Origin of the sequence: Micromonospora sp. DT228 (assembly GCF_049841595.1) — a bacterium.
Taxonomy (GTDB): Bacteria; Actinomycetota; Actinomycetes; order Mycobacteriales; family Micromonosporaceae; genus Micromonospora.
Genome location: NZ_JBNCKO010000001.1, coordinates 366,930 through 391,045 on the forward strand (window position 1 = coordinate 366,930; position 24,116 = coordinate 391,045).

The following is a 24,116-nucleotide window of genomic DNA, read 5'->3' on the forward strand; positions in this document are numbered from 1 at the left end:
CTCAGATGTTCTCCATTCGCTCGGTCAGCTCGGCGATCTCGCGAGCGAGCTGCCCAGCCGGGTCGTCGACGTCGACGTCGACGTCGACGTACAGCTCGTCGAGGGTCACGGTGGGTGCGACGGGCGGTTCCGGCTCGGCGGACAGCCCGAGCTTGGCTGCCAGGAACGGCGCCATCTCGCGGATCGTCGGGTGGTTCCAGATCAACGTGGCGGACAGTTGGATGCCCAACTCCCGCTCAAGGCGGGTGCGTAGCTCCAGGGACATCACCGAGTCGATGCCGAGGCTGCGAAGCGGCTGATCGTTCTCGATCCGCTCGGAGGTCAGCTTGACGACCCGGGCCACGTTCTCCCGGATGATCTCCTCGATCGCGGCGATCTGCGCGTCCGGCCCGTCCAGACCACTGAGCCGGGCGTACACCCCGTCGGACTCGGGGGCCGGCGCGGCCGCGTCGTTCGGGAGCCGGACCACGACCATGTCGCGTACCTCGATCAGTGCCGCGCCGTCCGGCGCGACCACAGTGATGTCGGCGAGGAAGCGGTCGGCGACCGAGCCGGCCGGCCGCACCACGGCGTGGGACCAGCACTCCGTACCGAGCCGGCCGAAGATGCGGACCGACCCGATCGCGGCGGTCAGGAAGGCGTGTGACGCGTCGCGGCCCCAGTCCGGTCCGAGCAGCGGCACCACCGCCGCCTGCAACGCGGCGTCGAGCTGTGCGGGATCGACGAGGTGAGCCGGGCGGGCGGCCGGCAGACGCAGCCGGGCCAACGCCTCGCCGCCCCTTCGCCAGACCCGCTCGACACCCTGGTAGGCGAGGCCGTAGCTGATCCCGGCCGCCGCCAGCCGCTGGTAGAAGTCGCCGCCGGCCAGTTCCTCGGCCAGCCGGCCGCGCACCGCGTCCACGTCGAACGGCGCGGACGGCCCGGCGGCCGGGACCGGCCGTACGACGCCCTCGGCCACGAGTACCGGTGCCTGGCCGTCCGGCGCGTACACCCGCATCCGGTACCCGTCGCCGGCCCGCGACACCTCGGTCTGCACCGTCCGCGACTCGTCGTCCGGGATCCGCAGCGCCTCGGGGAAGGTGAGGTCGAGCAACTCGTGGTCCGGGGCCGCGCCCAGCTCGGCGGCGACGGTTCGCGCCATGTCGACGTAGGCGGCGGCCGGCACGAGCGCGTGGCCGCCGATCCGGTGATCGTGGACGGCGGCTGTCGCACTGTCGAAATCGCGCTGCCAGTAGTGCGTGCCCGGCGCGGAGGCCGGGTCGAACCGGCTGCCGAGCAGGGTCGCGCCCGCCGTACGGACCGGCCGGCCGGCCGTCGACGGCCAGAACCGTTCGCGCTGCCACGGGTAGTGCGGCAGTTTCAGGGTGCCGCGCGGACCGGCCAGCGCGGGGCTCTGCGCCACCGGCACGCCGAGGGTGAAGAGACGGCCGAGGGACCGCAGCAACGCGGCGCGCTCCGGCTCGTGGCGACGCAGCGAGGGCAGCGCCTCCGCCGGGGTGCCGTCCGGTCCGGTGATCTGCTCGACCGCGGGCAGCAGCACGGGGTGTGGGCTCAGCTCGACGAAGACCCGCACGCCGTCGGCGAGCAGCCGCGCCACCTGGTCGGCGAAGAGCACCGGACGGCGCAGGTTGTCCACCCAGTACGCCGCGGTGAGCTCGGACCCTTCCAGCGTCGTGCCGGTGACGGTCGACCAGAACGCCACGTCGGCCGGTCCTGGCGCGACGCCGTCGAGGGCGGCGAGGAGATCGTCGCGCAGCGGGTCCATCTGTGGGCTGTGCGAGGCGACGTCCACCCTGACCCAGCGGCAGAACACCCCGTCGCCCTCGAGACGGTCCCGGAACCCGGCCAGGACGTCCTTGTCTCCGGAAAGCACGGTCGAGCGCGGGCTGTTGCTGACCGCTACCGACACCGCGTCCTCGTGCCCGACGATCAGGCGCTCGGCGTCGGCCAGCGACAACTCGACGTTGAGCATCGCGCCCTGGCCGCTGACGCGGCGCAGCAGCACGCTGCGACGGCAGATTATCCGCATGGCGTCGCGCAGCGGCAGTGCGCCGGCGACGTACGCGGCGGCGATCTCCCCCATGCTGTGTCCGATCACGGCGTCCGGGTGCACGCCCCACGAGCGCCAGAGCGCCGCGAGCGCGATCTCGACGGTGCAGAGCACGGGTTGAACGACGTCGATCCGGTCCAGCCGCGAGTCCTCCGCGCCGGCCGCCAGCTCGTCGGCGACCGACCAGTCCTTGAACTCGGCGGCAGCCTCGTCGCAGGCGTGCACCGCCTCGGCGAAGACCGGCTCGGCCGCCATCAGCTCCTGGGCCATGCCCAGCCACTGCGAGCCCTGGCCGGGGAAGACGAAGGCGATCCTCGGAGCGGCCTCGGCGTACCCCCGCGCGTCGTCGCCGTCGTCGGCGAGGGCGGCGCGGAGCTGCTCCACCGAGTCGCCGGTGACGGCCAGGCGGTGGTTGAACTCGCCCCGGCGGACGGCCGCGGCGACCAGATCGACTGGCGTGAGCGAGTCGCCGGCCTCGTCGATCTGTCGGACCACCCGGGCGGCCGTGTCGCGTAGCGCACCCACGCTCTTCGCGGACAGCGTGAGCAGGTACGCGTTCTTCTCGGCGGGGACCGGGCGCGGCGCCGGTGGGCGGCCTTCGAGGACCAGATGGACGTTTGTGCCGCCCCAGCCGAACGCGCTGACGCCGGCCAGCAGGGGCCTGTCGTCCGGCCAGGACTCCCGCTCGCGCGGCACCCGCAGCCGAAGCCCGTCGAAGTCGATGTGCGGGCTCGGCACGTCGAAGTGCAGGCTGGCCGGGATCTCCTTGTCGCGCAGCACCAGCACCGTCTTGAGCAGGCCGGCGATGCCGGCCGCGGCTTCGAGATGACCGATGTTGGACTTGACCGACCCGATGACCAACGGACTCGCGTCGTCGGCCCGTCCCCTGGTCAGGACCGCGCCGAGGGAGGACGCCTCGATCGGGTCGCCAAGTGCGGTGCCGGTGCCGTGCGCCTCGACGTAGTGCACGTCACCGGGGTCGACCCCGGCCCGCCGGTACGCCTCCCGCAGCACGTCCTCCTGTGCCTCCGAGCTCGGGGCGGTCAACCCGTTGCTGAGCCCGTCGTTGTTCGCCGCCGAACCGCGGATGACGCACCAGACGTCGTCGCCGTCGGCGAGCGCCCGGGAGAGCGGCTTGAGCACCACCACGCCGCAGCCCTCACCGCGCCCGAAACCATCGGCCCGAGCGTCGAAGGACTTGCAGCGGCCGTCCGGCGCCAGACCGCCGAACTTGGTCAGCGCGACCATGCTCTCGGGGTTGAGCAGCAGGTTCACTCCGCCGGCGATCGCCACCTCGGACTCGCCCGACCAGAGGCTCTGACAGGCCAGGTGCACGGCGAGCAGGGACGACGAGCAGGCGCTGTCGACCACCATGCTCGGACCACGCAGGCCGAGCACGTACGACAGCCGGTTGGCGACCATGTTGAGGGCCCCGCCGGTCGCCGAGTGTGCCGTCTGCGGGCCGGTCCGCCCGGTGGTGAGTTCGGCGAAGTCGTGCCAGATGGCGCTGGCGAAGACCCCGGTCCGACTTCCGGCCAGCCGGTCGTTGGCGAGCCCGGAGTCTTCCAGCGCCTCCCAGGCAACCTCGAGGAACAGCCGCTGCTGCGGATCCATCTCGATCGCCTCACGTGGCGAGATACCGAAGAACAGCGGGTCGAACTCGTCGATCGCGCCGGTCAGGAAGCCGGCCTCGACCGGGACGATCAACTCCGGGTCGGCGTACGCCGCCGCGTCCCAGCGTGACGCCGGCACCTGCCGGACCCCCTCGCGGCCCTCGCGCAGCAGACGGCGCAGTCCGTCCACGTCGTCGGCCGAGGGCAGCCGGCAGGCGACGCCGATGACGGCCAGTGGCTCGGGGCCGGCCGCCGGGGTGATCGGCACCGGCGCGACGGGCACCGTGCTGGCATCGTCGGCCTGCCCGACCTCGCTGGTCTCGCCGGCTCCGCTGGTCTCGCCGACCAGCAGGGTACGGAGTTTGCGGGCCAGCGCGTTCGGTGTCGGGTCGTCGAAGAGCAGCGTGATGGGCAGGCGCAGGCCGGTCGCCGCGCCGAGCCGGTTGCGCAGCTCCACAGTGGCCAGCGAGTCGAATCCGAGGTCCTTGAACGCCTGCGTGGCGCCGATGGCCTGCGCGTCCCCCTGGCGGAGGACCACCCCCGCGTGTGCGCGGATCAGCTCCAGCAACGTACGCAGTTGCTCGCTGCCGGAGAGCCGGCTGAGCTGGTCGGCCAGCGACTCGGACGCGGCCGGGCCGGTGTCGGCAGCGGTGACCGGCACCCGGACCAGGCGGCGCAGCATCGGTGGGGTGGCCCGGGACGGACTGAGGTCGAGGCGGGCCGGCACGAGCACCGCGCGGGGCCGGTCCAGCGCCGCGCTGAAGAGTGCGAGCGCCTCGTCGGTCTCGAGCGGAAGGCTGCCGCCACGGGCGAAGCGGGCGATGTCCGCCTCACTCAGATGCGCGGTCATCGCGCTGCGAGCGGCCCAGATGCCCCAGGCGAGGCTTGTCGCGGGGCGCCCGGTCGCCTGCCGGTGCTGGGCCAGCGCGTCGAGGAATGCGTTCGCCGCGGCGTAGTTCGCCTGCCCCTGCGTGCCGAGTACGCCGACCACCGAGGAGAACATCACGAACGCGCTCAGGTCGTGCCCCTCGGTGAGCTGGTGCAGGTGCCACGCGGCGTCGGCCTTGGGGCGCAAAACCCGTTCGAGGTGGCGCGGGGTCAGCGAGGTGATGGTGGCGTCGTCGAGCGTGCCCGCCAGGTGCATGACCGCGGTGAGGCGGTGCTCGGCCGGGATCCCGGCCAGCAGGTCGGCCAGTTCGTCCCGGTCGGCGGCGTCACACGCGGCGACCGTCACCTCGGCTCCCGCGGCGACCAACTCGTCGCGCAGCGACCCGGCGCCGGGCGAGTCCGGGCCCTGGCGACTGGTGAGCAGCAGGTGCCGTACGCCGTGCACGGCGACGAGGTGGCGGGCCAGGGCCGCGCCGAGCACACCGGTGCCGCCCGTGATCAGCACCGTACCCTCGGGGTCGAGCGGCGTCGGGACGGTCAGCACCACCTTGCCGATCTGCTGGGCCTGGCTGACGAAACGCAGCGCCTGCGGGGCGGTGCGCACGTCCCAGGTGCGTACCGGCAGCGGCCGCAACGCACACTGCTCGAACAGGACGAGCAGCTCGGCGAACATCGCCGCGATCCGCTCCGGGCCCAGGGTCAGCAGATCGAAGCTCTGATAGGTGACACCGGGGTGGTCGACGCCGACCCGCTGGGGGTCGCGGATGTCGGTCTTGCCCATGTCGACGAACCGGCCACCCGCGCCGAGCAGCCGCAGCGACGCGTCGGTGAACTCGCGGGCGAGCGAATGGAGCACCACGTCCAGACCGGCCCCACCGGCGACCGTCCCGAACGCGGCCTCGAAGCCGAGGTCGCGGGAGGACGCGATGTGGTCGGCCGGGATGCCCTGCGCGGCCAGGACCGGCCACTTACCGGCGCTCGCCGTCGCGAAGACCTCGGCGCCGCGGTGGCGGGCGAGTTGGAGCGCGGCCAGACCGACGCCACCGGTGGCGGTGTGCACCAGCACTCGCTCGCCGGCTCGCAGGCCGGCCAGCTCGACCAACCCGTGGTACGCGGTCAGGAACACCACCGGCACTGCCGCGGCCTGGGCGAACGACCAGCTCTGCGGGATCCGGGAAAGGTAGCGGCCGTCGGTCGTGGCAGTCGATCCGATGCCGTCGATGAACAGGCCCATCACCCGGTCGCCGGCCGCGAGGCCGGTGACCTCGGGACCCACCTCGAGCACCACGCCGGCGCCCTCGGCCCCGAGGTTGGCCGCGCCGGGATACATCTTGAGCGCGACCATCACGTCGCGGAAGTTCACACCGATGGCGCGGATCGACACGCGGACCTGGTGACCGGTCAACTGCTGCGGGTCGGGTGCCTCGGCGAGGACGAGGTTGTCGATGCTGCCGCGTTCGGTCAGCTCCAGACGCCAGTCCCGCCCACCGGCGGGCGTGCTCAGCTCACCGGCACCGCGGTACCGCTCGAGCCGGGCCGCCAGGAGCTGGTCACCGCGTACCGCGAGCTGTGGCTCCCCGGTCGCCAGTGCCGCCGTGAGTCGGGCTGCCCCCTGGTCGCCAAGGTCGACCAGCCCGATCCGGTCGGGCACCTCGGACTGGGCGCTGCGCAGCAGACCCCACAGCGCCGCCCCGGGCAGGTCGATCACGTCCTCGCCGGGCAGGCAGGACACCGCACCGCGGGTCACCAGGACGAGCCGGCAGGCCGAGAGCACCTCGTCGGCGAGCCAGTCCTGCACCGTCTCGAGCAGCTCGGCGGTGGCGTCGTGGATCACCTCGGCGACGTCCGAGCCGGCCCGGCCGGAGGAGTAGCTCAGCACCACGGCGTCCGGGGCGGGCGCTCCTCCGGCGATCGCCACCCGCAGCGCGGCGAGGGTGCGGTAGGACGTCAGCCCGAGCGAGCCGGACGGACCGACGACCACCGCGCCGGGGGTCCCCTCCGGCAGGGCCGGCTCCGGCACGGGCTCCCAGTCCACCTCGAACAGCCTGTCGCGGCGGGTCGAGGACGCGGCGGGCAGGCCGTCAAGCCGTTCACGCAGGGTAAGTGCGGTGATCGAGGCGATCGGCGCACCGGCCGGATCGGCCAGCTCGCAGGCGTACGTGTCCTCCCCGGTGGCCCGGATCCGCACCCGCAGGCGGCTCGCGCCCACCGCCCGCAGCCGGATACCGGCGAAGGAGAACGGCAGCCGGATGCCGGCGCCGGTCGGGGCGTCCAGGACCACCGGGTGCAGCACCGCGTCGAACAGGGCGGGGTGCAGCACGTACCCGGTGCCGGTGAGGTCCTCGCCGAGTGCGACCTCGGCGAAGATGTCATCGCCCGCACGCCACAGCGAGCGCAGGTTGCGGAAAGCCGGACCGTACTCGTAGCCGAGCGCGTACAGCCGCCCGTACGCCTCGTCGACGTCCAGGGCGGCCGCGCCGGCCGGTGGCCAGGCCGCGGCCCAGGCGGCCGGTGTCGGGCCGGCCGAGCCGGCGGTCACCGTGCCGCTGGCGTGCTGGACCCACTCGTGGTCGTCGCCGGGCCGCGCGTGCAGCGCGACCGTCCGACGCCCGTCCGCCCCGGCCGCGCCGAGCACGATCTGCACCTGGATGGTGTCGTGACCGTGGAGCACCAGTGGCGCCACGACGAGCAGTTCCTCCAGCACGTCGCAGCCGGCCGCGGCGGCGGCGTGCAGCACAAGGTCGGCGAAGCCGGTCGCGGGCAGCAGCGTCGTGCCCCGCACCACGTGGTCGGCGAGCCAGGGATGGGTACGCGTGGAGAGCCGGCCGGTGAGCACCTGGCCGCCGTCGGCCAGCTCGACCACCGCGCCGAGCAGCGGGTGCCCGGCATCCGCCAGCCCGGCCTCGGCCAGACCTGTGGAACGCTCCTCGGGCCGGGTCCAGTAGCGCCCGTGCTGGAACGGGTAGGTGGGCAGGTCGAGGACACGCGGGGCCGGCGGGACCGGCCAGTCGACCTTGCCGCCGCGCACGTGCAGCTCGGCCACCGAAGTCAGGAAGCGGGCCGGTCCGGGCAGGTTGCGGCGAAGCGTGCCGACCGCGACCTCGTCGGTGAGCATCTCCTCGATGCCCTGTAGCAGCACCGGGTGCGGGCTCACCTCGACGAAGGTGTCGTGCCCGGCAGCCTTGAGGGCCTCGACGGCGTCCGCGAAGCGGACTGTCTCACGCAGGCTGCGGAACCAGTATTCGGCGGTCAGCTCGGCGGTGTCGGCGAGCCGGGCGCCGAGAAGGGTGGAGTAGAACGGCAGTGAGTCGGACGACGGCGTCGTGCCGGCGAGCAGGTCCAGCACTTCGTCCCGCAGCGACTCCACGTACTCGGAGTGCGAGGCGTAGTCGACAGATATCTGCTTGGCGCGGACACCCTCGCGTTCGCAGACGGCGAGCACCTCGGCCACCGCATCGGGGTCACCGGACACCACGGTGCTCATCGGGCCGTTGACCGTGGCGACGCTGATCCGGCCGCCGATGCGGGTGAGTCGCTCCCGGACCTTGTGCTCGGGCTCCGGCACCGAGGCCATGGCGCCGGTGCCGGCCAGCCGGATCAGGCTGCGACTGCGCAGCGCGACCACCCGGGCACCGTCGACCAGCGAGAGCGCGCCGGACACCGTCGCCGCGGCGATCTCGCCCTGACTGTGCCCGACCACCGCGTCCGGCCGTACGCCCCGGGCCCGCCAGGACTCGGCGAGCGAGACCATGACCGCCCAGAGCGCGGGCTGCACCACGTCGACCCGGTCCAGCGCGGGCGCGCCCTCCACTTGGCGCAGCACGTCAAGCAGCGACCAGTCGACGAAGGAGGAGAGCGCCTCGGCGCACTGACCGAGCCGGGTGGCGAACGCCGGATCGTGGTCGATCAGGTCGACAGTCATGCCGGCCCACTGCGAGCCCTGGCCGGGGAAGACGAAGACGGTCCGGCCACGAGGCGCGGCCACGCCTGTGACGACGCTCGCCGACTCCTGGCCGGTGGCGAGAGCTGCCAGGTCGCGGAGCAGCCCGTGGCGATCCTCGGCCACCACGACGGCGCGGTCCGGGTGCGCGGTGCGGCCGGTGAGCAGCGCCTGACTGAGTTCCGCCGGCGCCAGGTCGGGCCGGGTGGCGAGGTGGCCGCGCAGCCGGTCGGCGGCGGCGCGCAGGGCCGGTAGGCCGCGGGCTGACAGCAGGATCGGGTACGGACCTTCGGCGGCGGGGACCGCGGCCGGCGGGGTCTCCTCCGGCGCCTGTTCGAGGATCACGTGGGCGTTGGTGCCGCTGATGCCGAACGACGAGACCGCTGCCCGGCGCGGGCGATCAATTGTGGGCCAGGGCCGGGGCTCACTCAGCAGGGCCACCGCGCCGGCCGACCAGTCCACGACCGTGGACGGCGTGTCGACGTGCAGCGTGCGGGGCAGCGTGGCCGCCCGCATCGCCATCACCATCTTGATCACGCCGCCGACTCCGGCGGCCGCCTGGCTGTGTCCGATGTTCGACTTCAGCGAACCCAGCCAGAGCGGCGTCGACCGATCCTGACCGTACGTGGCAAGCAGGGCCTGGGCCTCGATCGGGTCGCCCAGTCGGGTGCCGGTGCCGTGGGCCTCGACCACGTCGACGTCCACCGCGGACAGTCGCGCGTCGGCCAGCGCCTCCCGGATCACCCGCTGCTGGGCGAGGCCGCTCGGCGCGGTCAGCCCGTTGGAAGCGCCGTCCTGGTTCACCGCCGAGCCGCGGAGCACGGCCAGCACCCGGCGCCCGTCGCGGACCGCGTCGGAGAGTCGCTGCACCACGAGCACACCCGCGCCCTCGGCCCAGGCCGTGCCGTCGGCCGCCTCGGCGAAGGCCTTGCAGCGGCCGTCCGGGGCCAGCCCGCGCTGCCGGCTGAACTCCACGAACATGCCCGGGTTGGCCATCACCGTGACGCCGCCGGCCAACGCGATCGAACAGCGGCCGTCGCGCAACGCCTCGGCGGCCAGGTGCAGCGCCACCAGCGAGGAGGAACAGGCCGTGTCCACGGTCAACGCGGCCCCCTCCAGCCCGAGCGTGTAGGCGATACGGCCGGAGGCGACACTTATCGTGGTGCCGGTGAGCGCGTACCCGTCGCCGTCGCCGGTCGGCTCGTGCAGCCGGGGGCCGTAGTCCTGGGCCATGGCGCCGACGAAGACGCCGGTCCGGCTGCCGCGCAGGGTGGCCGGGTCGATGCCGGCCCGTTCCAGCGCCTCCCAGGAGACCTCCAGGAGTTGCCGCTGTTGCGGATCCATCGCCTGCGCCTCGCGCGGCGAGATGCCGAAGAAGGCCGGGTCGAACATCGGGGCGTCGTGCAGGAAGCCGCCCGCACCGACGTACGAGGTTCCGGCCCGCTCGCCGGTCGGGTCGACCACGTCGTCCACCGGCCACCCCCGGTCGAGGGGGAACTCCGTGATGGCGTCCACCCCGTCGTCGACCAGCCGCCACAGGTCCTCCGGCGAGGCGACGCCACCGGGGTAGCGGCAGGCCATCCCGATGATCGCGATCGGCTCGGTGTCCCGCGCCGCGGCGGGCGCCGGATCGGCCGCCGCCCGCGTGGGCAGCCCGTCGGTGTCGGATCTGTCGAGGTACGCGGTGAGCGCCGCCACGCTCGGGTGGTCGTAGAGCACAGTCGTCGGCCAGGAGACACCGGTCGCCATGGTGAGCCGGTTGCGCAGCTCGACAAGCATGACCGAGTCGAAACCGAGGTCCTTGAACGTGTACCGGTGCTGTTCGGCGGTGAGCGCGGCACGCCCCGACACGGCGGCGACGTGCCCGCTGACCAACTCCCGATGATCGGTTTCGGAGGCCGCCTCGTCGACCGGCACGGTCACTGGCGGCGGAGTCGGAGTAGACGTCGGAGTAGACGTCGGGGCGGGCCCGGTGCCCGGGGCGATTTCCGGCAACCAGTAGGACTGCCGCTGGAACGAGTACGTCGGCAGGACGACCCGGTGGCGCACGATGCCGGAGACGGGCGCGGCCCAGTCCACCGGCACACCGCGCACGTACGCCTCGGCCAACGCCGTGGCGAATCGCATCGGGCCGCCCTGGTCGCGACGCAGCGTCGCCAACGCCACCGCGTCGACGCCCTCCTGCTCGAATGTCTCCTGTGCGCCGACGGTGAGGACGGGGTGCGGCCCGATCTCGAGGAAGATCCGGTATCCGTCGGCCGCCATCGTCCGCACCGCGCCGGCGAAGTCGACAGGCTCCCGCGCGTTGCCGTACCAGTAGTCGAGATCGAGCCCGGCACCGTCGGCCGGCCGACAGGTAACGGTCGAGTAGAACGGCACGTCGGTGGCCGCCGGCGCCGGCGGGTCGACCCGCTCGTAGAAGGCGTCGCGGATGTCGTCGACGTCGGGGCAGTGCAGCGCGACTGTCGACGGCACGACCCGGGCGGCGATGCCGTCGGCCACCAGCGAGTCGATGAACTCGGCCAGCGCGTCCGCCGCCCCGGCCACGGTGGTCGCCCGCGGACCGTTGCATCCGGCAACCGCGAGCCGGTCACGCCACGGGCCCAGGCGCTCCTGCACCTGCTCGCGGGAGAGCGCCACCGAGGCGATGTGTCCCCGGCCCGCCATCTGCTCGCCGAGCAGCGCACTGCGCTGCACGACCAGCCGGCACGCCTCGGCCAGGGACAGCGCTCCACTCACGTAGGCCGCCGCGAACTCGCCCTGGGAGGCGCCGACGACGGCGGCCGGCTCGACCCCGCAGTCCCGCCACAGCCGGGCCAGGGAGACCATCACCGCGAAGAGCACCGGCTGGAGGACCTCGATCCGGGCGAGGAACTCGGCACCCTCCGGATTCCGGGAGGCACGCAGCACGTCCGCAGTGGTCCAGCCGGCCAACTCGACGATGTGCTCGTCACACTCGGCGAGCGCGGCCGCGAAGACCGGCGAGGCGTCGAGCAGCTCCACAGCCATCCCGGCCCACTGGGTGCCCTGGCCGGGAAAGACGAAGACGACCCGGTCGGCGCCGGCTGTCACGCTGCCCGAGACGACCCCGGCCGCCGGTCCTCCGCCGGCCACCGCCGACGTGCCGGCCAGCAGCGAAGCACGGTCGGTGCCGAGAATCACGGCGCGACGGGCGAAGGTCTCGCGGGTACGGGTGAGGGCCGCACCGATCTCGGCGGGTGACGCCACGGTCTCGGTCCCGGCGAACTCCACGAGCCGGCGGGCCTGCCCCCGCAGGGCCGCCTCGGAGCGGCCGGACACCGGCCAGACGGTGATGCCGTCACCGAGCACCGCGGGTCCGTGTGACGGGTCGGGCTCCGCGCCACGGTGGGCCGCGAGGACCACGTGACAGTTGGTGCCACCGACGCCGAACGAGCTGACCCCGGCCACGGCGCCGGCCTCGCCCGCCGGCAGCGACCGGGCGGTGGTGTTCACGCACAGCCGCCACCCCTCGAGGTCGATCTCCGGGTTCGGGGTGGCGTAGTTGAGGCTCGGCGGCAGCACGCCTCGGTGGATCGCGAGGACCGTCTTGATCACGCCCGCGATGCCGGCCGCGCCCTCGAGGTGGCCGATGTTGGTCTTGACCGAGCCGACCAGCAGCGGGTCACCGTCGGGTCGTCCGGAGGCGAAGACGGCGCCCAACGCCGCCGCCTCGATCGGATCGCCGACCCGGGTGCCGGTGCCGTGCAACTCCACGTATCCGACCCGGGTCGGGTCGACGCCCGCCGTCGCGTACGCCTCCCGCAGCACGGCCTCCTGGGCCTCCCGGTGCGGCACGGTGAGCGCTCGGCCGCCGCCGTCGTTGTTGAGCGCGCTGCCCCGCAACACGCAGTAGACGACGTCGCCGTCGGCCAGCGCCGCGCGCAACGGCTTGAGCACCACGACGCCGCCGCCCTCGCCCCGGACGTAGCCGTTGGCCCGGGCGTCGAAGGTGTGACAGCGACCGTCCGGTGAGAGTCCGCCGAACTCCTGGGAGACCGCGAGTGGACCCCCCGCGAGGTTGAGCTGCACACCGGAGACGATCGCCAGGTCGGACTCACCGGCCAGCAGGCTCAGCCGGGCCAGGTGCAGGGCCGCCAGCGAGGACGACTGTCCGGTGTCGACGGTCATGCTCGGACCGCGCAGGCCCAGGGCGTAGGACAACCGGTTCGCGATCAGGCTGCGGTGCAGGCCGGTGAGAGAGTGCGGGGTGGCTGTGCCGGCGGCCGTCACCAGCTCGGCGTAGTCGCTGGCGATCGCGCCGACGAACACGCCCGTGCGGCTTCCGCGCAGCTCACCGGCACGGATCCCGGCGTGCTCCAGCGCCTCCCAGCCCAGCTCGAGCATCAGGCGCTGCTGCGGGTCCATCGCCGCGGCCTCGCGGGGCGAGATGCCGAAGAACTCGGGGTCGAACAGGTCCACCCCGTCCAGGAAGCCACCGCGGGTCATCCCGGCGCCGCGCCCCTGCGGCGCGGTGTCCGAGATCGCCGAACGCCCGCCGGCCAGCAGGTCCCAGAATTCGTCCAGGCCGGCTGCGGCAGGAAATCGGCAGGACATCCCGACGATCGCTATCGCATTTCCCTCGGCCCATGCGTCTATGCCATCCGAAGATGACAACGGAAGGTGCGTGGAAGCAAAAGAACGCATCGAATTCCCTTCGGTCATCGAAAACGACGATACGAATGGGAAGACGACCCGATAACCCCTATCACGATCCGGCATCGTCGGGTGTGCGACGGGGTCCCCCTACGAGACCCCTATCTTGTCCGGCTCCGGTGTCGCGGCTCGAATGCGCCGTGCAACGCTCGGCTCACTGTCTGAACCCAACGGCCCGCGAATCGACGTGGGCAGCGCTCCGGGGTGACCTCTACCGCCCGCCGAAGGGGACGACCGAGATGGATGAACTTTCCGCCGCCGTGGTCGCCGGCGCAGCGCCCGACCAGCTCGCGGCGCTTCCGGTACCAGCCACGTACGTCGCCGCCCACACGCGTGTCGAGGACGTCGGGATGTTCAGCGGGACCGCCGACAAGGACGTCCGCAAGTCCCTGCGGGTCGGGCCGGTGGACATGCCCCAGATCGCGCCCGACGAGGTGCTGGTCGCCGTGATGGCGAGCTGCGTCAACTACAACACGGTGTGGTCGGCGACCTTCGAGCCACTGCCCACCTTCGACTTCCTGCGGAACCTGGCGAGGCAGGGCGGGTGGGAGCGCCGGCACGACCAGCCGTTCCACGCGCTCGGCTCGGACGGCGCCGGCGTCATCGTGCGCGTCGGCGAGGCGGTACGGCGGTGGAAGGTCGGCGACCGCGTGGTGCTCAGCCCGGTGCAGGCCGACGACCAGGAACCGGCGACGCACGCCGACGGCATGCTCGGGGTGGAGCAACGCGCCTGGGGTTACGAGACCAACTTCGGTGGCCTCGCCCACTACGCCGTCGTGCGGGCCACCCAGCTGATCCCCAAGCCAACGCACCTGACCTGGGAGGAGGCGGCCAGCATCCCGGCGTGCGCGGGCACCGCGTACCGGATGCTGATCAGTGACCGCGGCGCCCGGATGAAGCAGGGCGACGTGGTGTTGATCTGGGGTGCCACCGGCGGCCTCGGGGTCCACGCGGTCCAACTCGTCCGGGGTGGCGGCGGCATCGCGGTAGGTGTGGTCGGCTCCGAGGAGAAGGCCGAGGTGCTGCGTCGACTCGGCTGCGACGTCGTGATCAACCGAAACGAGCTGGGGATCGGCCGCGACCTGGACGACCCGGTGACGGTCGTGCAGGCCGGCAAGCGCCTCGGCACGATCATCCGTCGCGAGACCGGCGAGGACCCGCACATCGTCTTCGAGTACGTGGGCCGGGCCACGTTCGGCATCTCGATGTTCGTCACCCGCCGGGGCGGCACCGTGGTCACCTGCGGCTCCAGCTCGGGCTACCGGCACCAGTACGACAACCGTTACCTGTGGATGAAGCTGAAACGCATCGTCGGCAGTCACGGCGCCAACATCCAGGAGATGTGGGAGACCAACCGGCTGGTGAACCTGGGCCGGATCAAGCCCGTGCTCTCCGCCCTCCACCCCTTGACCGAGGTGGCCGAGGCGACTCGCACGGTGCAGACCAACAGCCACTTCGGCAAGGTGGGCGTGCTGTGCCTGGCACCGGAGGCCGGCCTCGGAATCACCGATCCCGCGCTCCGGGCCGAGTTGGGCACGGGGCGCGCGAACCCGTTTGGAGCAGGGATTTGAGTTCTCTCAGAAACGGCACCGGAATTCTTGGGACCGGCTCCTACCTGCCCCGCAAGGAATTAACTAACGAGGAGATCGCGGAACGGTTCGACGTCACCGAGGAATGGATCCTCCGCAAGACCCGGATCCGGTCCCGACGGTACGCTTCGCCCAGCGAAGCGGTCTCCGACCTTGCGGTCAAGGCGGGGCGGCAGGCGCTGCGGGCGGCAGGCATCACCGCCGACCAGATCGACTATCTGATCGTGACCACAGGCACCGGCGACCATCCCTTCCCGCCCACGTCCTGCCTGGTGCAGGCGATGCTCGGCGCGGAGCGGGCCGCCTGTTTCGACGTCAACATCGGGTGCAGCGGCTTCGTCTACGGTGTCGCGCTCGCCCGCGGCATGAGCACGTTCAAGCCGGACGGGTACTCGCTTGTCATATCGGCCGACCTCTACTCCCGCTTCGTCGACCCGGACGATCTCGGCGTGGTGGTGCTGCTCGCCGACGGTGCGGGCGCGGCCGTACTAGGCCCGGTCCCCGACTCGACCGGCATCCTCGACGTCGAACTGCGCGGCCGTGGCGACCGGAGTGAGCTGTTGAAGATCGAGGCCGGCGGCAGCCGTCGTCCGGCGTCGCTGAGCACGCTCGCGGAGGGCGGCCACTACCTACGGATGATGGGCCGTGAGGTGACCTCGTTCGTGATGGAGACCGTTCCCGGCTCGGTGAGCGTCCTGCTCGACCGGGCCGGCGTCGACCCGTCCGACGTCGACCATTTCGTGCCCCACCAGGCCAACGGTGTCATCCTCGAACGGCTCGCCGACCTGCTCGAGCTGAAGAAGGCCCAGATCCACCGCACCATCGAGCGCTACGGCAACATGGGCAGCGCCTCGCTGGCGGTGACCCTGGACGAGGCCAACCGGGCCGGCCACCTGCACGACGGCGACCTGGTGATGCTCTCCGGGTTCGGCGGCGGGATGGCGCTCGGCAACTGTCTGCTGCGCTGGGTGGCCTGATGCCGGTCGAGGAGATCGCCCGGGTCGGCGTGGTGGGCTGCGGTGTCATGGGCGCCGGCCTGGTCGAGCTGTGCGCACGGGCCAACCTTCAGGTACGCGTCGCCGCGTCCAGCCGGCCGTCGGCCGAGCGTGGACGGCGACGGCTGGCGTCCTGCTACGCGGCGGCAGTCGAACGTGGTCGGATGTCGCCTGCCGAACGCGCCCGGGCCGAGGAACTGACGTCGTTCACCGCCGACCTGGCCGACCTCGCCGACTGCGATCTGGTGATCGAGTCGGTCACCGAGGTCGAGGAGTTGAAGGTGACGATCTTCAAGGGCCTGAGCGCCGTCGTACCGCCAGGCACGGTGCTCGCGTCGAACACCTCGTCGATCCCACTGGACGCCCTGGTCTCCGCGGCTGGCGGGTGCCCGGTGCTGGGTCTGCACTTCTTCAATCCCGTACCGGTGATGCCCCTGGTGGAGCTCGCCCGGCCGGCGTCGACCGACGAGTCGGTGGCGAAGCGGGTGAGCGTCTTTCTCGCCGACCGGCTTGGCAAGGAAGTGGTCCGCTCCGCAAACCGGCCCGGCCTCATCGTCAACGCGTTGCTCGTGCCCTACCTGCTCGGCGCGATCCGGATGGTCGAGTCGGGTCACGCCACAGCCGACGACATCGACCGTGGGATGGTCGCCGGGTGCGGCTATCCGATGGGGCCGCTACGCCTCGCCGACATGGTCGGGCTGGACACGCTCGCCGAGGTGGCGGAGCGACTCTTCCTGGAACTCGCGAACTTCTCCTACAAGGCGCCCGCGCTGTTGTTCGCGATGGTCGCCGAGGGCCGGCTGGGCCGCAAGTCCGGGCACGGCTTCTACCGGTACTGACAGTGCGCCTCGACGGCCCGCCTGGCTTCCGGGCGGGCCGTCGCATGTCAGTCGAGAACTCCGCTCACCAGAGCGGCCGCAGCGGCGGGATCGCGTCTCCCGCGCAGTTGCGGATCAGCCGGGCCAGCTGCGTCTGCAGCGTCGCGAGCCGGTCCGGGCCGAGCTGGTTGGCGATCTGGTCCTCCAGCTCGTGCAGGGTGCGACCGGCGATCGCCAGGTGCGTCATCGCCTTGTCGGTCATCACGATGAGCCGCCGGCGGCCGCCCTGCGGGTGCGGCTTACGAGTCACATAGCCGCGATCGGCCAGGAAGTCGACGATCTGGCCGATGGCCTGCTTGGTGACCCCCAGCTTCTCGGCAAGCTCGGTGCTGGTCGCGCCGTGCGGCCCGAGGGACTGGAAGAGCATGCCGTGCACCGGCCGCAGCTCTTGGTAGCCCAGGTCGTTCATCCGCAGGACGAACTCGCCGTGCACCAACTGAAACGCCATGCCCAGCAGGAAGGTCAGCTCGGCGTGGGCCAGCGGATCCGAGCGGTCCGTGTCGGGCTGCACCGGCGCCGCACCGGCCACGGCCCCCGGAGTGGACGGTGCCCGAAGCCCTGCCGGATCCGCGTTGTCGGTCATGTGACGTCCCTCCTTCCACGCCTTCCACCCGCCGTCCGCGGGCGCTTATCGTTCCGCAGCCGAGCCTGGATCGGCCCGGGCAAGCCATGATTCAGTTTAGCTTTGTCGCAGGTGAGAACCCGACGGGAGCGCCCCTTACCGCAAGTCTGGGGTTCCGGTAGGGGGTCGCACCGGGTTCACCCGAGGAGATGCCGAACCTAGGCTGGCACCCGACGGGAAGGGAGCCCCCACATGTCCATCGGCACCGAGCGATCGGCCGGCGCGGCACCCCGAACGGCCGATCTCTGGCTGCGTACCTTCCGGCCGGCGCCGCAGGCCGCCGTCCGTTTGATCTGCTTCCCGCACGCCGGCGGCTCGGCCAGCTACTACCTGGCGACCGCCCGGGCACTCGCGCCCGGCATCGAAGTGGTGGCCGTGCAGTATCCCGGCCGCCAGGACCGGCTCGCCGAGCGGCGCATCGAGGCGATGCCCGAACTCGCCGAAGCGATATTCGATGCGATCGGTGCCGTTTCCGGGCCGATCGCGCTCTTCGGCCACAGCATGGGTGCCACGCTGGCCTTCGAGGTGGCGCACCGCCTGGAAGCCGCCGGCCGCACCCCTGTGTGTCTGATCGCGTCGGGCCGCCGCGCCCCGTCGCGTCACCGCGACACCGGGTTGCACCTGCTCGACGACGACGCGCTGCTCGCCGACCTGCGCCGGCTGAGCGGGACCGGCGCCGGCATCCTCGCGGACGCCGAGCTGATGCGGCTCTATCTGCCCGTCATCAGATCCGATTACCGGGCCATCGAAACCTGCCCGCCCCGCGCTGATGTCAAGCTGCGCTGCCCGATCGTCGCCATCGGCGGCGACCGCGACCCACAGGCAAGCATCGACGACGTCCGCGCCTGGGCCGACCACGCCGGCGAGGGCTTCTCGTTCCGCGCCTTCAGCGGTGGTCACTTCTTCCTCGACGACCATGCTTCCGCCATCCTCGATCTGATCCGGGCCGCCGTGCGGCCGTCGGTTCGACCGGCCGGCCCGGAGGGTTCGGCGCTCGGGGGTTGACCGTCCGGGGACCGAGCAGCGACTGGCTGAGGCGCTGCTCGGGTCTCCGGGCTCGCTCGGGGTCGGGTGGCGGCTGAGAAACCGCCGCCCGACCCCGAGATCCTGCCTGAAACACCGCCTTGACCTCGGGATTCCGACCGTTGGTCGGGACCGGCGGTGGGGCATCGTCGACTGCTCAGGCTCGCGGGACCGACTGCGGGCGGCCGGCGGGCTCCGGCTCGACCGGGACAGCCGGCGAGACCGGAGTCTCGGCGACGGGCGGGGCCGGAGGCCGGCCGGGGAGGCGCAGGGCGACCAGCACCGCGAGCAGGGCGAACCCGGCGCAGATCAGCAGCGCCACCTGCATACCGGAGTGGTAGGCGTCGAAGACCTGGCCGCGCAGGCCGCCGACGTCGCCGTCCCCGAGCACGTCCAGCGCACCACCGATCGAGCCGGTTGCCTCGTCGCGCGAGCCGGCGGGCAACACGTCGGCCGCGTTGCCGAGCGAGTCCCGGTAGACAACGCCCAGGATGCTGCCGATCACCGCGACACCGAGTGCGCCAGCGACCTGCCGCACGGTGTTGGCCACGGCCTGACCCGCGCCGGCCTTGACCATCGGGACCACCGACATCAGCGCCGCTGTTGCCGGCGCCAGCACCACACCCCAGCCGAGGCCGAGCAGCACCTGCGCGGCCACGAGGACCACCGTGGGGGTGTCCCGCACGGCCACACTGAAGATCGCGAGCGACGCGGTCATGCAGAGGGTGCCGGCCGCCACGACGCCACGGATACCGAAGCGCTTGATCAGCCGGGGGATCACGAACGAGACCGCGAACGCCGCCGCACCCATGGGGAGCATGAGCAGACCCGCCTGGGCCGGCTCGAGTCCGCGGACCGCCTGGAAGTAGACAGCGGTGACGAAGATGCCGCCGAGCAGGGCGAAGAATGCCAGCGCGATGACGCTGGTGCCGGCCGCGAACCGTGTGTTGCCCAGCAGTGTGACGTCGAGGGCTGGCGTCGCCATCCGGCGCTCGGTCAGCACCAGCACGAGGAGCAGAACGAGCCCGGCGGCGATCGGGCCGATCGAGTCGCCCGCCAGCCAGTCGTTGTCCTCACCGCCGCGAACGATGCCGAAGGTCAACGAGCCGACGCCGAGCAGCGACAGCAGCACGCCGAGCGGGTCGAACCTCGCGTGCTGTGGGTTGCGGGACTCCGGCACCAGCCAGATGATCAAGACCAGGCTGACCAGGACCAGTGGCACGTTGATCATGAAGATCGAGCCCCACCAGAACTTTTCGAGGAGCAGACCGCCGACGACCGGCCCGAAGGCGGTGCCGATGCCCGCCGCGCCGGCCCAGCCGGCGATCGCCTTGGGCCGCTCGGCCGGCGGGAAGACGGTGATCAGAATCGCCAGCGTGACGGTGGGCAGCGCGGCCGCGCCAACCCCCATCAACGCCCGCCAGACGATCAGCTGGTCGATCGAGCCGGACTGCGCCGCGAACAGCGACGTGATGCCGAAGATCACCAGACAGGCGATGAGGACTCTCTTGCGGCCAAACCGATCGGCAAGGACGCCCATGGTGAAGATGAAGGCCGCGAAGGTGATCAGGTAGGAGTCGAGAGACCACTGAAGGTCGGCGTTCGACGCGTCGAGCTCGCGCTGGATCGTGGTCAGCGCGACGTTGAGGATCGTCAGATCCATGATCACGACCAGGACCGTCAACGCGAGCACCCACAAGATCAGGGGGCGCTTGCGCGCGTCGACTTCGGGAGTTTCCATCGTCAATCCTTCGACGTCGTGACACCGGGCTCCACACCACGGTCGGGAAACTAAGTAAACTCGCTTTCCTCATGTGTGTCAAGCGGCTTTCCTTACCACCCCTATCGGGTATCGTCTGGGGTTGACAATGGCAAAATCAAGAAGGTTTACTCGCCCAGTACCTCAAGTCTCAGCCCAGGAGTTGCCATGCCAGTCATCAGCGAAACCGAAGACCGCATCACCAGGAACCCCGCCGGCCTCGCCGCGGCACTCGCAGGCCCGAGCCAGGGCAGCAACCAGATCAGCACGTGGCGGGTCGAGATGGCCGCCGGCACCGACGCCCCGGTCCACATGATCACGAAAGACCAGGTGTGGATGCCGATCAGCGGCGCTTTCGAGTTCATCGTGGACGACGAGACCATGCTGGTTCAGTCCGGCCAGGCCATCGTCATTCCGGCAGATGTCAAGCGCACGTTCCACGCCGTGGACGGCAAGGCCGAGGCGCTGGTGGCCATGGCCGTCGGAGGCGAGGCCTACGTGCCGGGCAGTGACGCCCGTCAGCAGCTACCCTGGGCCAACTGAGGCCAGCGACATCAGCGGTCCGTTCGGGGGCACCTAGCACCCGAAACCGACCAGCTCGTCGGGAACAGCCAGGAGATGTGACCGCCCACCCGGATCGCCGGCGCGGGCAGGGCGGTCACATCTTCCTTCATCGCACCGGTCGTCAACGGGAGGAAATCGTGACCGAAGCTCAGGTCAAGGTGAGTTTTCCGATGGAAAGGAAATGTCCTTTCCAGCCGCCGGCAGAGTATGCCGAACTGCGCGAGAGCGAGCCGATCGCACTTGTCGACCGCACGGCCGGCGGCACGACCTGGCTCGCCACCAAACATGAGTACGTCCGGAAACTCCTCGCTGACCCGCGGGTCAGCTCCGACCGCTCCCGGCCCAACAACCCCAGCCTGGTGCCGATCCCCCCGCAGTTCCTCCAACCCATCAACCGGCCGTTGGTCATCCTCGACCCTCCCGAGCACACCCGGCACCGCCGTCTGATCATCAACGAGTTCACGATGAAGCGGGTGCAGAACCTGCGCCCCAACATCCAGCGCATCGTTGACACCTGCATCGACGACATCCTCGCCGGCGAGAATCCGACCGATCTGGTGGAGAATCTGGCTCGGCCGGTGCCCACACTGGTGATCTGCGAGCTGCTCGGCATCTCGTACGAGGAGCGCAAGATCTTCTGGGATGCGAGCTCCCGCGTCTTCCGCGAGACAAGCACTCCGCAGGAGATCGGCGCGGCCTTCCAGGAGTTGCGCGGCTTCCTTGACGCCCAGATCGCGGCGAAGGAGGCCAGCCCGGGCGACGACCTGCTCAGCCGCCTGGTGGTCCGCTACCAGGAGGAGGGCATCTACGAGCGGGCGCGCATCATCAGCACGGCGCTCGGCCTGCTGGTGGCGGGTCACGAGACCACCGCAAACATGATCGGGTTGGGTGCCGCGGCACTGCTGGGCCACCCGGATCAGCTGGCCGCGTTCCGGGCCGACCCCGCGCTGGCCGCCCAGACGGTCGAGGAGCTGCTGCGCTACTGCAGCATCACCGACGTGATCACCGCCCGGACGGTCACCGAGGACATCGAGATCGGCGGGGTGACGTTGCAGGCCGGCGACGGCGTGGTGGCGCTCGGCGGTGCGGCGAACCGCGACCCCGAGGTCTTCCCCGAACCGGACAAGTTCGACATCCACCGCACCAGCCGTCAGCACGTCGCCTTCGGCTACGGCCCGCACCAGTGCCTCGGTGCCAACCTGGCCCGGGTCGAGCTTGAGATCGTCTACACCACGCTTTTCAAGCGCATCCCCACGCTGCGCCTGACAGTGCCGCTGGAGGAACTCCCGTTCAAGAACCTGGCCCCTGTCTACGGCCTGCGTTCCCTGCCGGCCGCCTGGTGAGGACGCCTGCCGTGGCCCGAGTGACAATCGAGCGCAGCCGCTGCACCGGGGCGGCGACCTGCGTGTCCATGAGCCCGGACATCTTCGACCAGGACCAGGACGACGGCATGGTGTTGCTGACCATCGCCGAGGTCGGTCCGGACCGCGTCGAGGAACTCCGCGACGTGGTGGCCGCCTGCCCCACCCGCACCATCACCCTCCACGAGGCCTGACCGCCCACCGAGGCGGACTGGTCACGGGCACGACGGCGGACCGGCCACGCGCCCGCCCACCAACTGCCGCGGCGTCCACGGAGTCCGGCGTTCGGCAGCTTGGGGGCGAGCGCATGGCGCGCTTTGCCCGGGCACACCGCGAGGTGTACCCGGAGCACGCCGCCGTGCGTCCGAACGTGCGGCCGGGGTGCACCCCGCCACCCCCCAACGGGGTGCATCCCCGGCCGCACGCGGGGCCAGCGGTCTGAGGATTGTGCGGTGTCCAAGGGTGGCGAATCATCCGGTTTGAATGCTCTGTCCCGGAGCCGACACAATGGGCGCCCACTAGTCGATTAAATCGCCGCTACCGGACCGCCGGACGCACCGACGAGCCCCCGTGGTACGGCGTTGATCGCGAGCTGCACCAATGACGGGCAATAGGTCGAAAAGTGCAGTCTCGCCTATTCGCTCGAATCGTTCGATTCAGACGACAACCAGTGCGCAGGAGACGACCCCGTCGACTCCCATCGACGTCACCAGAGCCGGTCTGCCCAATTGGCGATCACCTTCGGCGGCAGCGAGCAGGGCCGCCACCTGGAATGCACCCAATGCGCTGAAACTGTTACCGATGTCCCGGCTGGGGGTCAACAGCAGAGGACGAGCCGATCCGAGCGCCCGTTCCACGGCGAGGCTCTCCGCGCGGTCCGCGTCGCCGTCCCCACTCTGCCCGAGGCTGACCGCCCAGAGGTCGGCCGGGTCGACGCCGGCTCGACGCAGCAGGGTGCCGATCGCCTCGGCGAGCGCCTGCGCACCGTTGGCGAGTGGTGCCGTGCCGGCCTGGAAACCAGCGAGCCGGGCCACCGGAGGTGCGGTCTGGGAGCCCTCCGCGCGGGAACGCTCGACGAGGAACAGAACGCAGCCCTCACCCATCGGCACCCGCTCGACGCCCGGCCCGGCCGCGCTCCGCATGTGGTGCGCCGCCCAGGCGATCGGGGGCGAGAGTTCCTCGACGGCACCGACCAACAACCGCTCGGCGTAGCCACGGCGGATCATCCGGCTGGCGTATCGCAGAGCGGCGATTCCGGTGCTGTGACCTGCGGAAATGGTGCTGTTCAGGCCGCGCAGACGGTGCCAGATGGCGGTACGGCCGGCAGCCCCGTTCATGACCGTGTTGGGGAAGTGTGCGGGGTTGACGAAGTACGGCTTGTCCTGGACGAACGTGTCGCGCAGGAAGGTGGTGATGCTGTCGATGCTGCCGGCGCTGGTGCCGAGCACCAGGCCGGTGTCGGGCACCGCGGCCGCGGGTTGCTCGTCCAGCAGCATGGTGCTCGTGGCGAGGACCATCATCGTCATCCGGTCCAGTGTGCGGGTGCCCTTGCCCCGCACCAGACCGGCCAGGTCGTCGGCGTCGATCAGATAACCGGGCGGCGGACCGTCGTCGCCGACGACCACCGACCCCGAGCGCCCCGGACGGCTGGAGCGGAAGCCCTCCACGAAGGACTCGCGGCCGACGCCCCAAGGTGAGAGGGCGGACCATCCGACGATGCACGGCGACGTCGTAAACACCACACCTCCCCGTTTGCCGCCTGATTCGGGCCGAATTTTGAGCGGTGACAAGCGGCTTTCTAAACACTACACTGGCTCACGAAGCTTTTGAAGCCACGGGGGGCCTGAGAGCGGGCGTCCGATCGCGTGGTTATTCGCACAAGATCATGTGAGGTCGACGCATGCCCATGTTGAGCGAAATGGATCGGAAGCGCGTCATCGACATCGTTTCCGAAATCCTTGAGATCGACCCAGACGAATTGTCCGAAACGAGCCTCTTCAAAGAAGATCACGACGCCGATTCACTGCGCGCCATCGAGATATTGGCGGCCCTGGAGCGCGAGTTCAAGGTGGAGATCGACCAGGCCGAGTTGGCCCGGATGGTCAACCTGGCCGGGATCTACCAGGTGGTCGACGAGGCCGCCTCGGCCAAGGGCTGAGC

General features: G+C 71.2%; 12 protein-coding genes. 8 read left to right on the forward strand and 4 right to left on the reverse strand.

From position 1 onward, the window contains the following. Position 1 precedes the first annotated feature (1 nt). On the reverse strand, positions 2-13,231 hold the full coding sequence (locus ACLQ29_RS01565) for an SDR family NAD(P)-dependent oxidoreductase (RefSeq protein WP_425769879.1): 13,230 nt from the start codon (positions 13,229-13,231) through the stop codon (positions 2-4). A 173-nt stretch (positions 13,232-13,404) separates the two neighbouring features. On the opposite strand from ACLQ29_RS01565, the gene ccrA reads away from it, so the two are divergent. From ccrA to ACLQ29_RS01580, 3 genes are read left to right on the forward strand one after another with little or no spacing between them, the layout of a single operon-like run. Further along, a complete protein-coding gene (ccrA, locus tag ACLQ29_RS01570) occupies positions 13,405-14,736 on the forward strand; it encodes a crotonyl-CoA carboxylase/reductase (protein ID WP_425769880.1) in 1,332 nt (443 codons plus the stop codon). Next, on the forward strand, positions 14,733-15,731 hold the full coding sequence (locus tag ACLQ29_RS01575) for a 3-oxoacyl-ACP synthase III family protein (protein ID WP_425769881.1): 999 nt from the start codon (positions 14,733-14,735) through the stop codon (positions 15,729-15,731). Before ccrA ends, ACLQ29_RS01575 begins: the two co-directional genes overlap by 4 nt. Beyond that, on the forward strand, positions 15,731-16,588 hold the full coding sequence (locus ACLQ29_RS01580) for a 3-hydroxybutyryl-CoA dehydrogenase (protein WP_425769882.1): 858 nt from the start codon (positions 15,731-15,733) through the stop codon (positions 16,586-16,588). Before ACLQ29_RS01575 ends, ACLQ29_RS01580 begins: the two co-directional genes overlap by 1 nt. A 64-nt stretch (positions 16,589-16,652) precedes the next feature. On the opposite strand, the gene ACLQ29_RS01585 is transcribed toward ACLQ29_RS01580, so the two are convergent. Beyond that, complete coding sequence (locus ACLQ29_RS01585) at positions 16,653-17,210, reverse strand: MarR family winged helix-turn-helix transcriptional regulator (RefSeq protein ID WP_425769883.1); 558 nt, start codon at positions 17,208-17,210, stop codon at positions 16,653-16,655. 231 nt (positions 17,211-17,441) lie between these two features. On the opposite strand from ACLQ29_RS01585, the gene ACLQ29_RS01590 reads away from it, so the two are divergent. Beyond that, the gene (locus tag ACLQ29_RS01590) at positions 17,442-18,254 is read left to right on the forward strand and encodes a thioesterase II family protein (RefSeq protein WP_425769884.1); all 813 of its coding nucleotides are present in this window, start codon (positions 17,442-17,444) and stop codon (positions 18,252-18,254) included. A 175-nt stretch (positions 18,255-18,429) separates the two neighbouring features. Here the strand turns inward: ACLQ29_RS01590 and ACLQ29_RS01595 are convergent, their stop codons facing one another. Then, positions 18,430-20,013, reverse strand: a complete 1,584-nt coding sequence (locus ACLQ29_RS01595) for an MFS transporter (protein WP_425769885.1) — start codon at positions 20,011-20,013, stop codon at positions 18,430-18,432. A 186-nt stretch (positions 20,014-20,199) separates the two neighbouring features. Here ACLQ29_RS01595 and ACLQ29_RS01600 point away from each other — a divergent pair, with 186 nt between their 5' ends. The 3 genes from ACLQ29_RS01600 (at position 20,200) to ACLQ29_RS01610 (ending at position 22,150) form a co-directional block, all read left to right on the forward strand. Then, positions 20,200-20,574: a cupin domain-containing protein gene (locus tag ACLQ29_RS01600; RefSeq protein WP_425769886.1), complete on the forward strand. Its 375-nt coding sequence runs from the start codon at positions 20,200-20,202 to the stop codon at positions 20,572-20,574. Positions 20,575-20,732: 158 nt separating this feature from the next. Continuing rightward, complete coding sequence (locus ACLQ29_RS01605) at positions 20,733-21,938, forward strand: cytochrome P450 (protein ID WP_425769887.1); 1,206 nt, start codon at positions 20,733-20,735, stop codon at positions 21,936-21,938. 11 nt (positions 21,939-21,949) lie between these two features. Further along, positions 21,950-22,150, forward strand: a complete 201-nt coding sequence (locus ACLQ29_RS01610; RefSeq protein WP_425769888.1) for a ferredoxin — start codon at positions 21,950-21,952, stop codon at positions 22,148-22,150. A gap of 462 nt (positions 22,151-22,612) precedes the next feature. On the opposite strand, the gene ACLQ29_RS01615 is transcribed toward ACLQ29_RS01610, so the two are convergent. After that, positions 22,613-23,623: a beta-ketoacyl synthase N-terminal-like domain-containing protein gene (locus tag ACLQ29_RS01615; RefSeq protein WP_425769889.1), complete on the reverse strand. Its 1,011-nt coding sequence runs from the start codon at positions 23,621-23,623 to the stop codon at positions 22,613-22,615. 233 nt (positions 23,624-23,856) lie between these two features. Between ACLQ29_RS01615 and ACLQ29_RS01620 the strand changes: the two genes are divergently transcribed. Continuing rightward, positions 23,857-24,114: an acyl carrier protein gene (locus ACLQ29_RS01620; RefSeq protein WP_425769890.1), complete on the forward strand. Its 258-nt coding sequence runs from the start codon at positions 23,857-23,859 to the stop codon at positions 24,112-24,114. The last annotated feature ends 2 nt before the right edge of the window (positions 24,115-24,116 follow it).

Excerpts from the sequence above, each read along its gene's own strand:
- ACLQ29_RS01580 (WP_425769882.1), top strand. The coding sequence starts at position 15,731 with ATGCCGGTCGAGGAGATCGCCCGGGTCGGCGTGGTGGGCTGCGGTGTC.
- ACLQ29_RS01590 (WP_425769884.1), top strand. The coding sequence starts at position 17,442 with ATGTCCATCGGCACCGAGCGATCGGCCGGCGCGGCACCCCGAACGGCC.
- ACLQ29_RS01565 (WP_425769879.1), bottom strand. The coding sequence starts at position 13,231 with ATGCCGGATCGTGATAGGGGTTATCGGGTCGTCTTCCCATTCGTATCG.
- ACLQ29_RS01600 (WP_425769886.1), top strand. The coding sequence starts at position 20,200 with ATGCCAGTCATCAGCGAAACCGAAGACCGCATCACCAGGAACCCCGCC.
- ACLQ29_RS01595 (WP_425769885.1), bottom strand. The coding sequence starts at position 20,013 with ATGGAAACTCCCGAAGTCGACGCGCGCAAGCGCCCCCTGATCTTGTGG.
- ccrA (WP_425769880.1), top strand. The coding sequence starts at position 13,405 with ATGGATGAACTTTCCGCCGCCGTGGTCGCCGGCGCAGCGCCCGACCAG.
- ACLQ29_RS01620 (WP_425769890.1), top strand. The coding sequence starts at position 23,857 with ATGCCCATGTTGAGCGAAATGGATCGGAAGCGCGTCATCGACATCGTT.
- ACLQ29_RS01585 (WP_425769883.1), bottom strand. The coding sequence starts at position 17,210 with ATGACCGACAACGCGGATCCGGCAGGGCTTCGGGCACCGTCCACTCCG.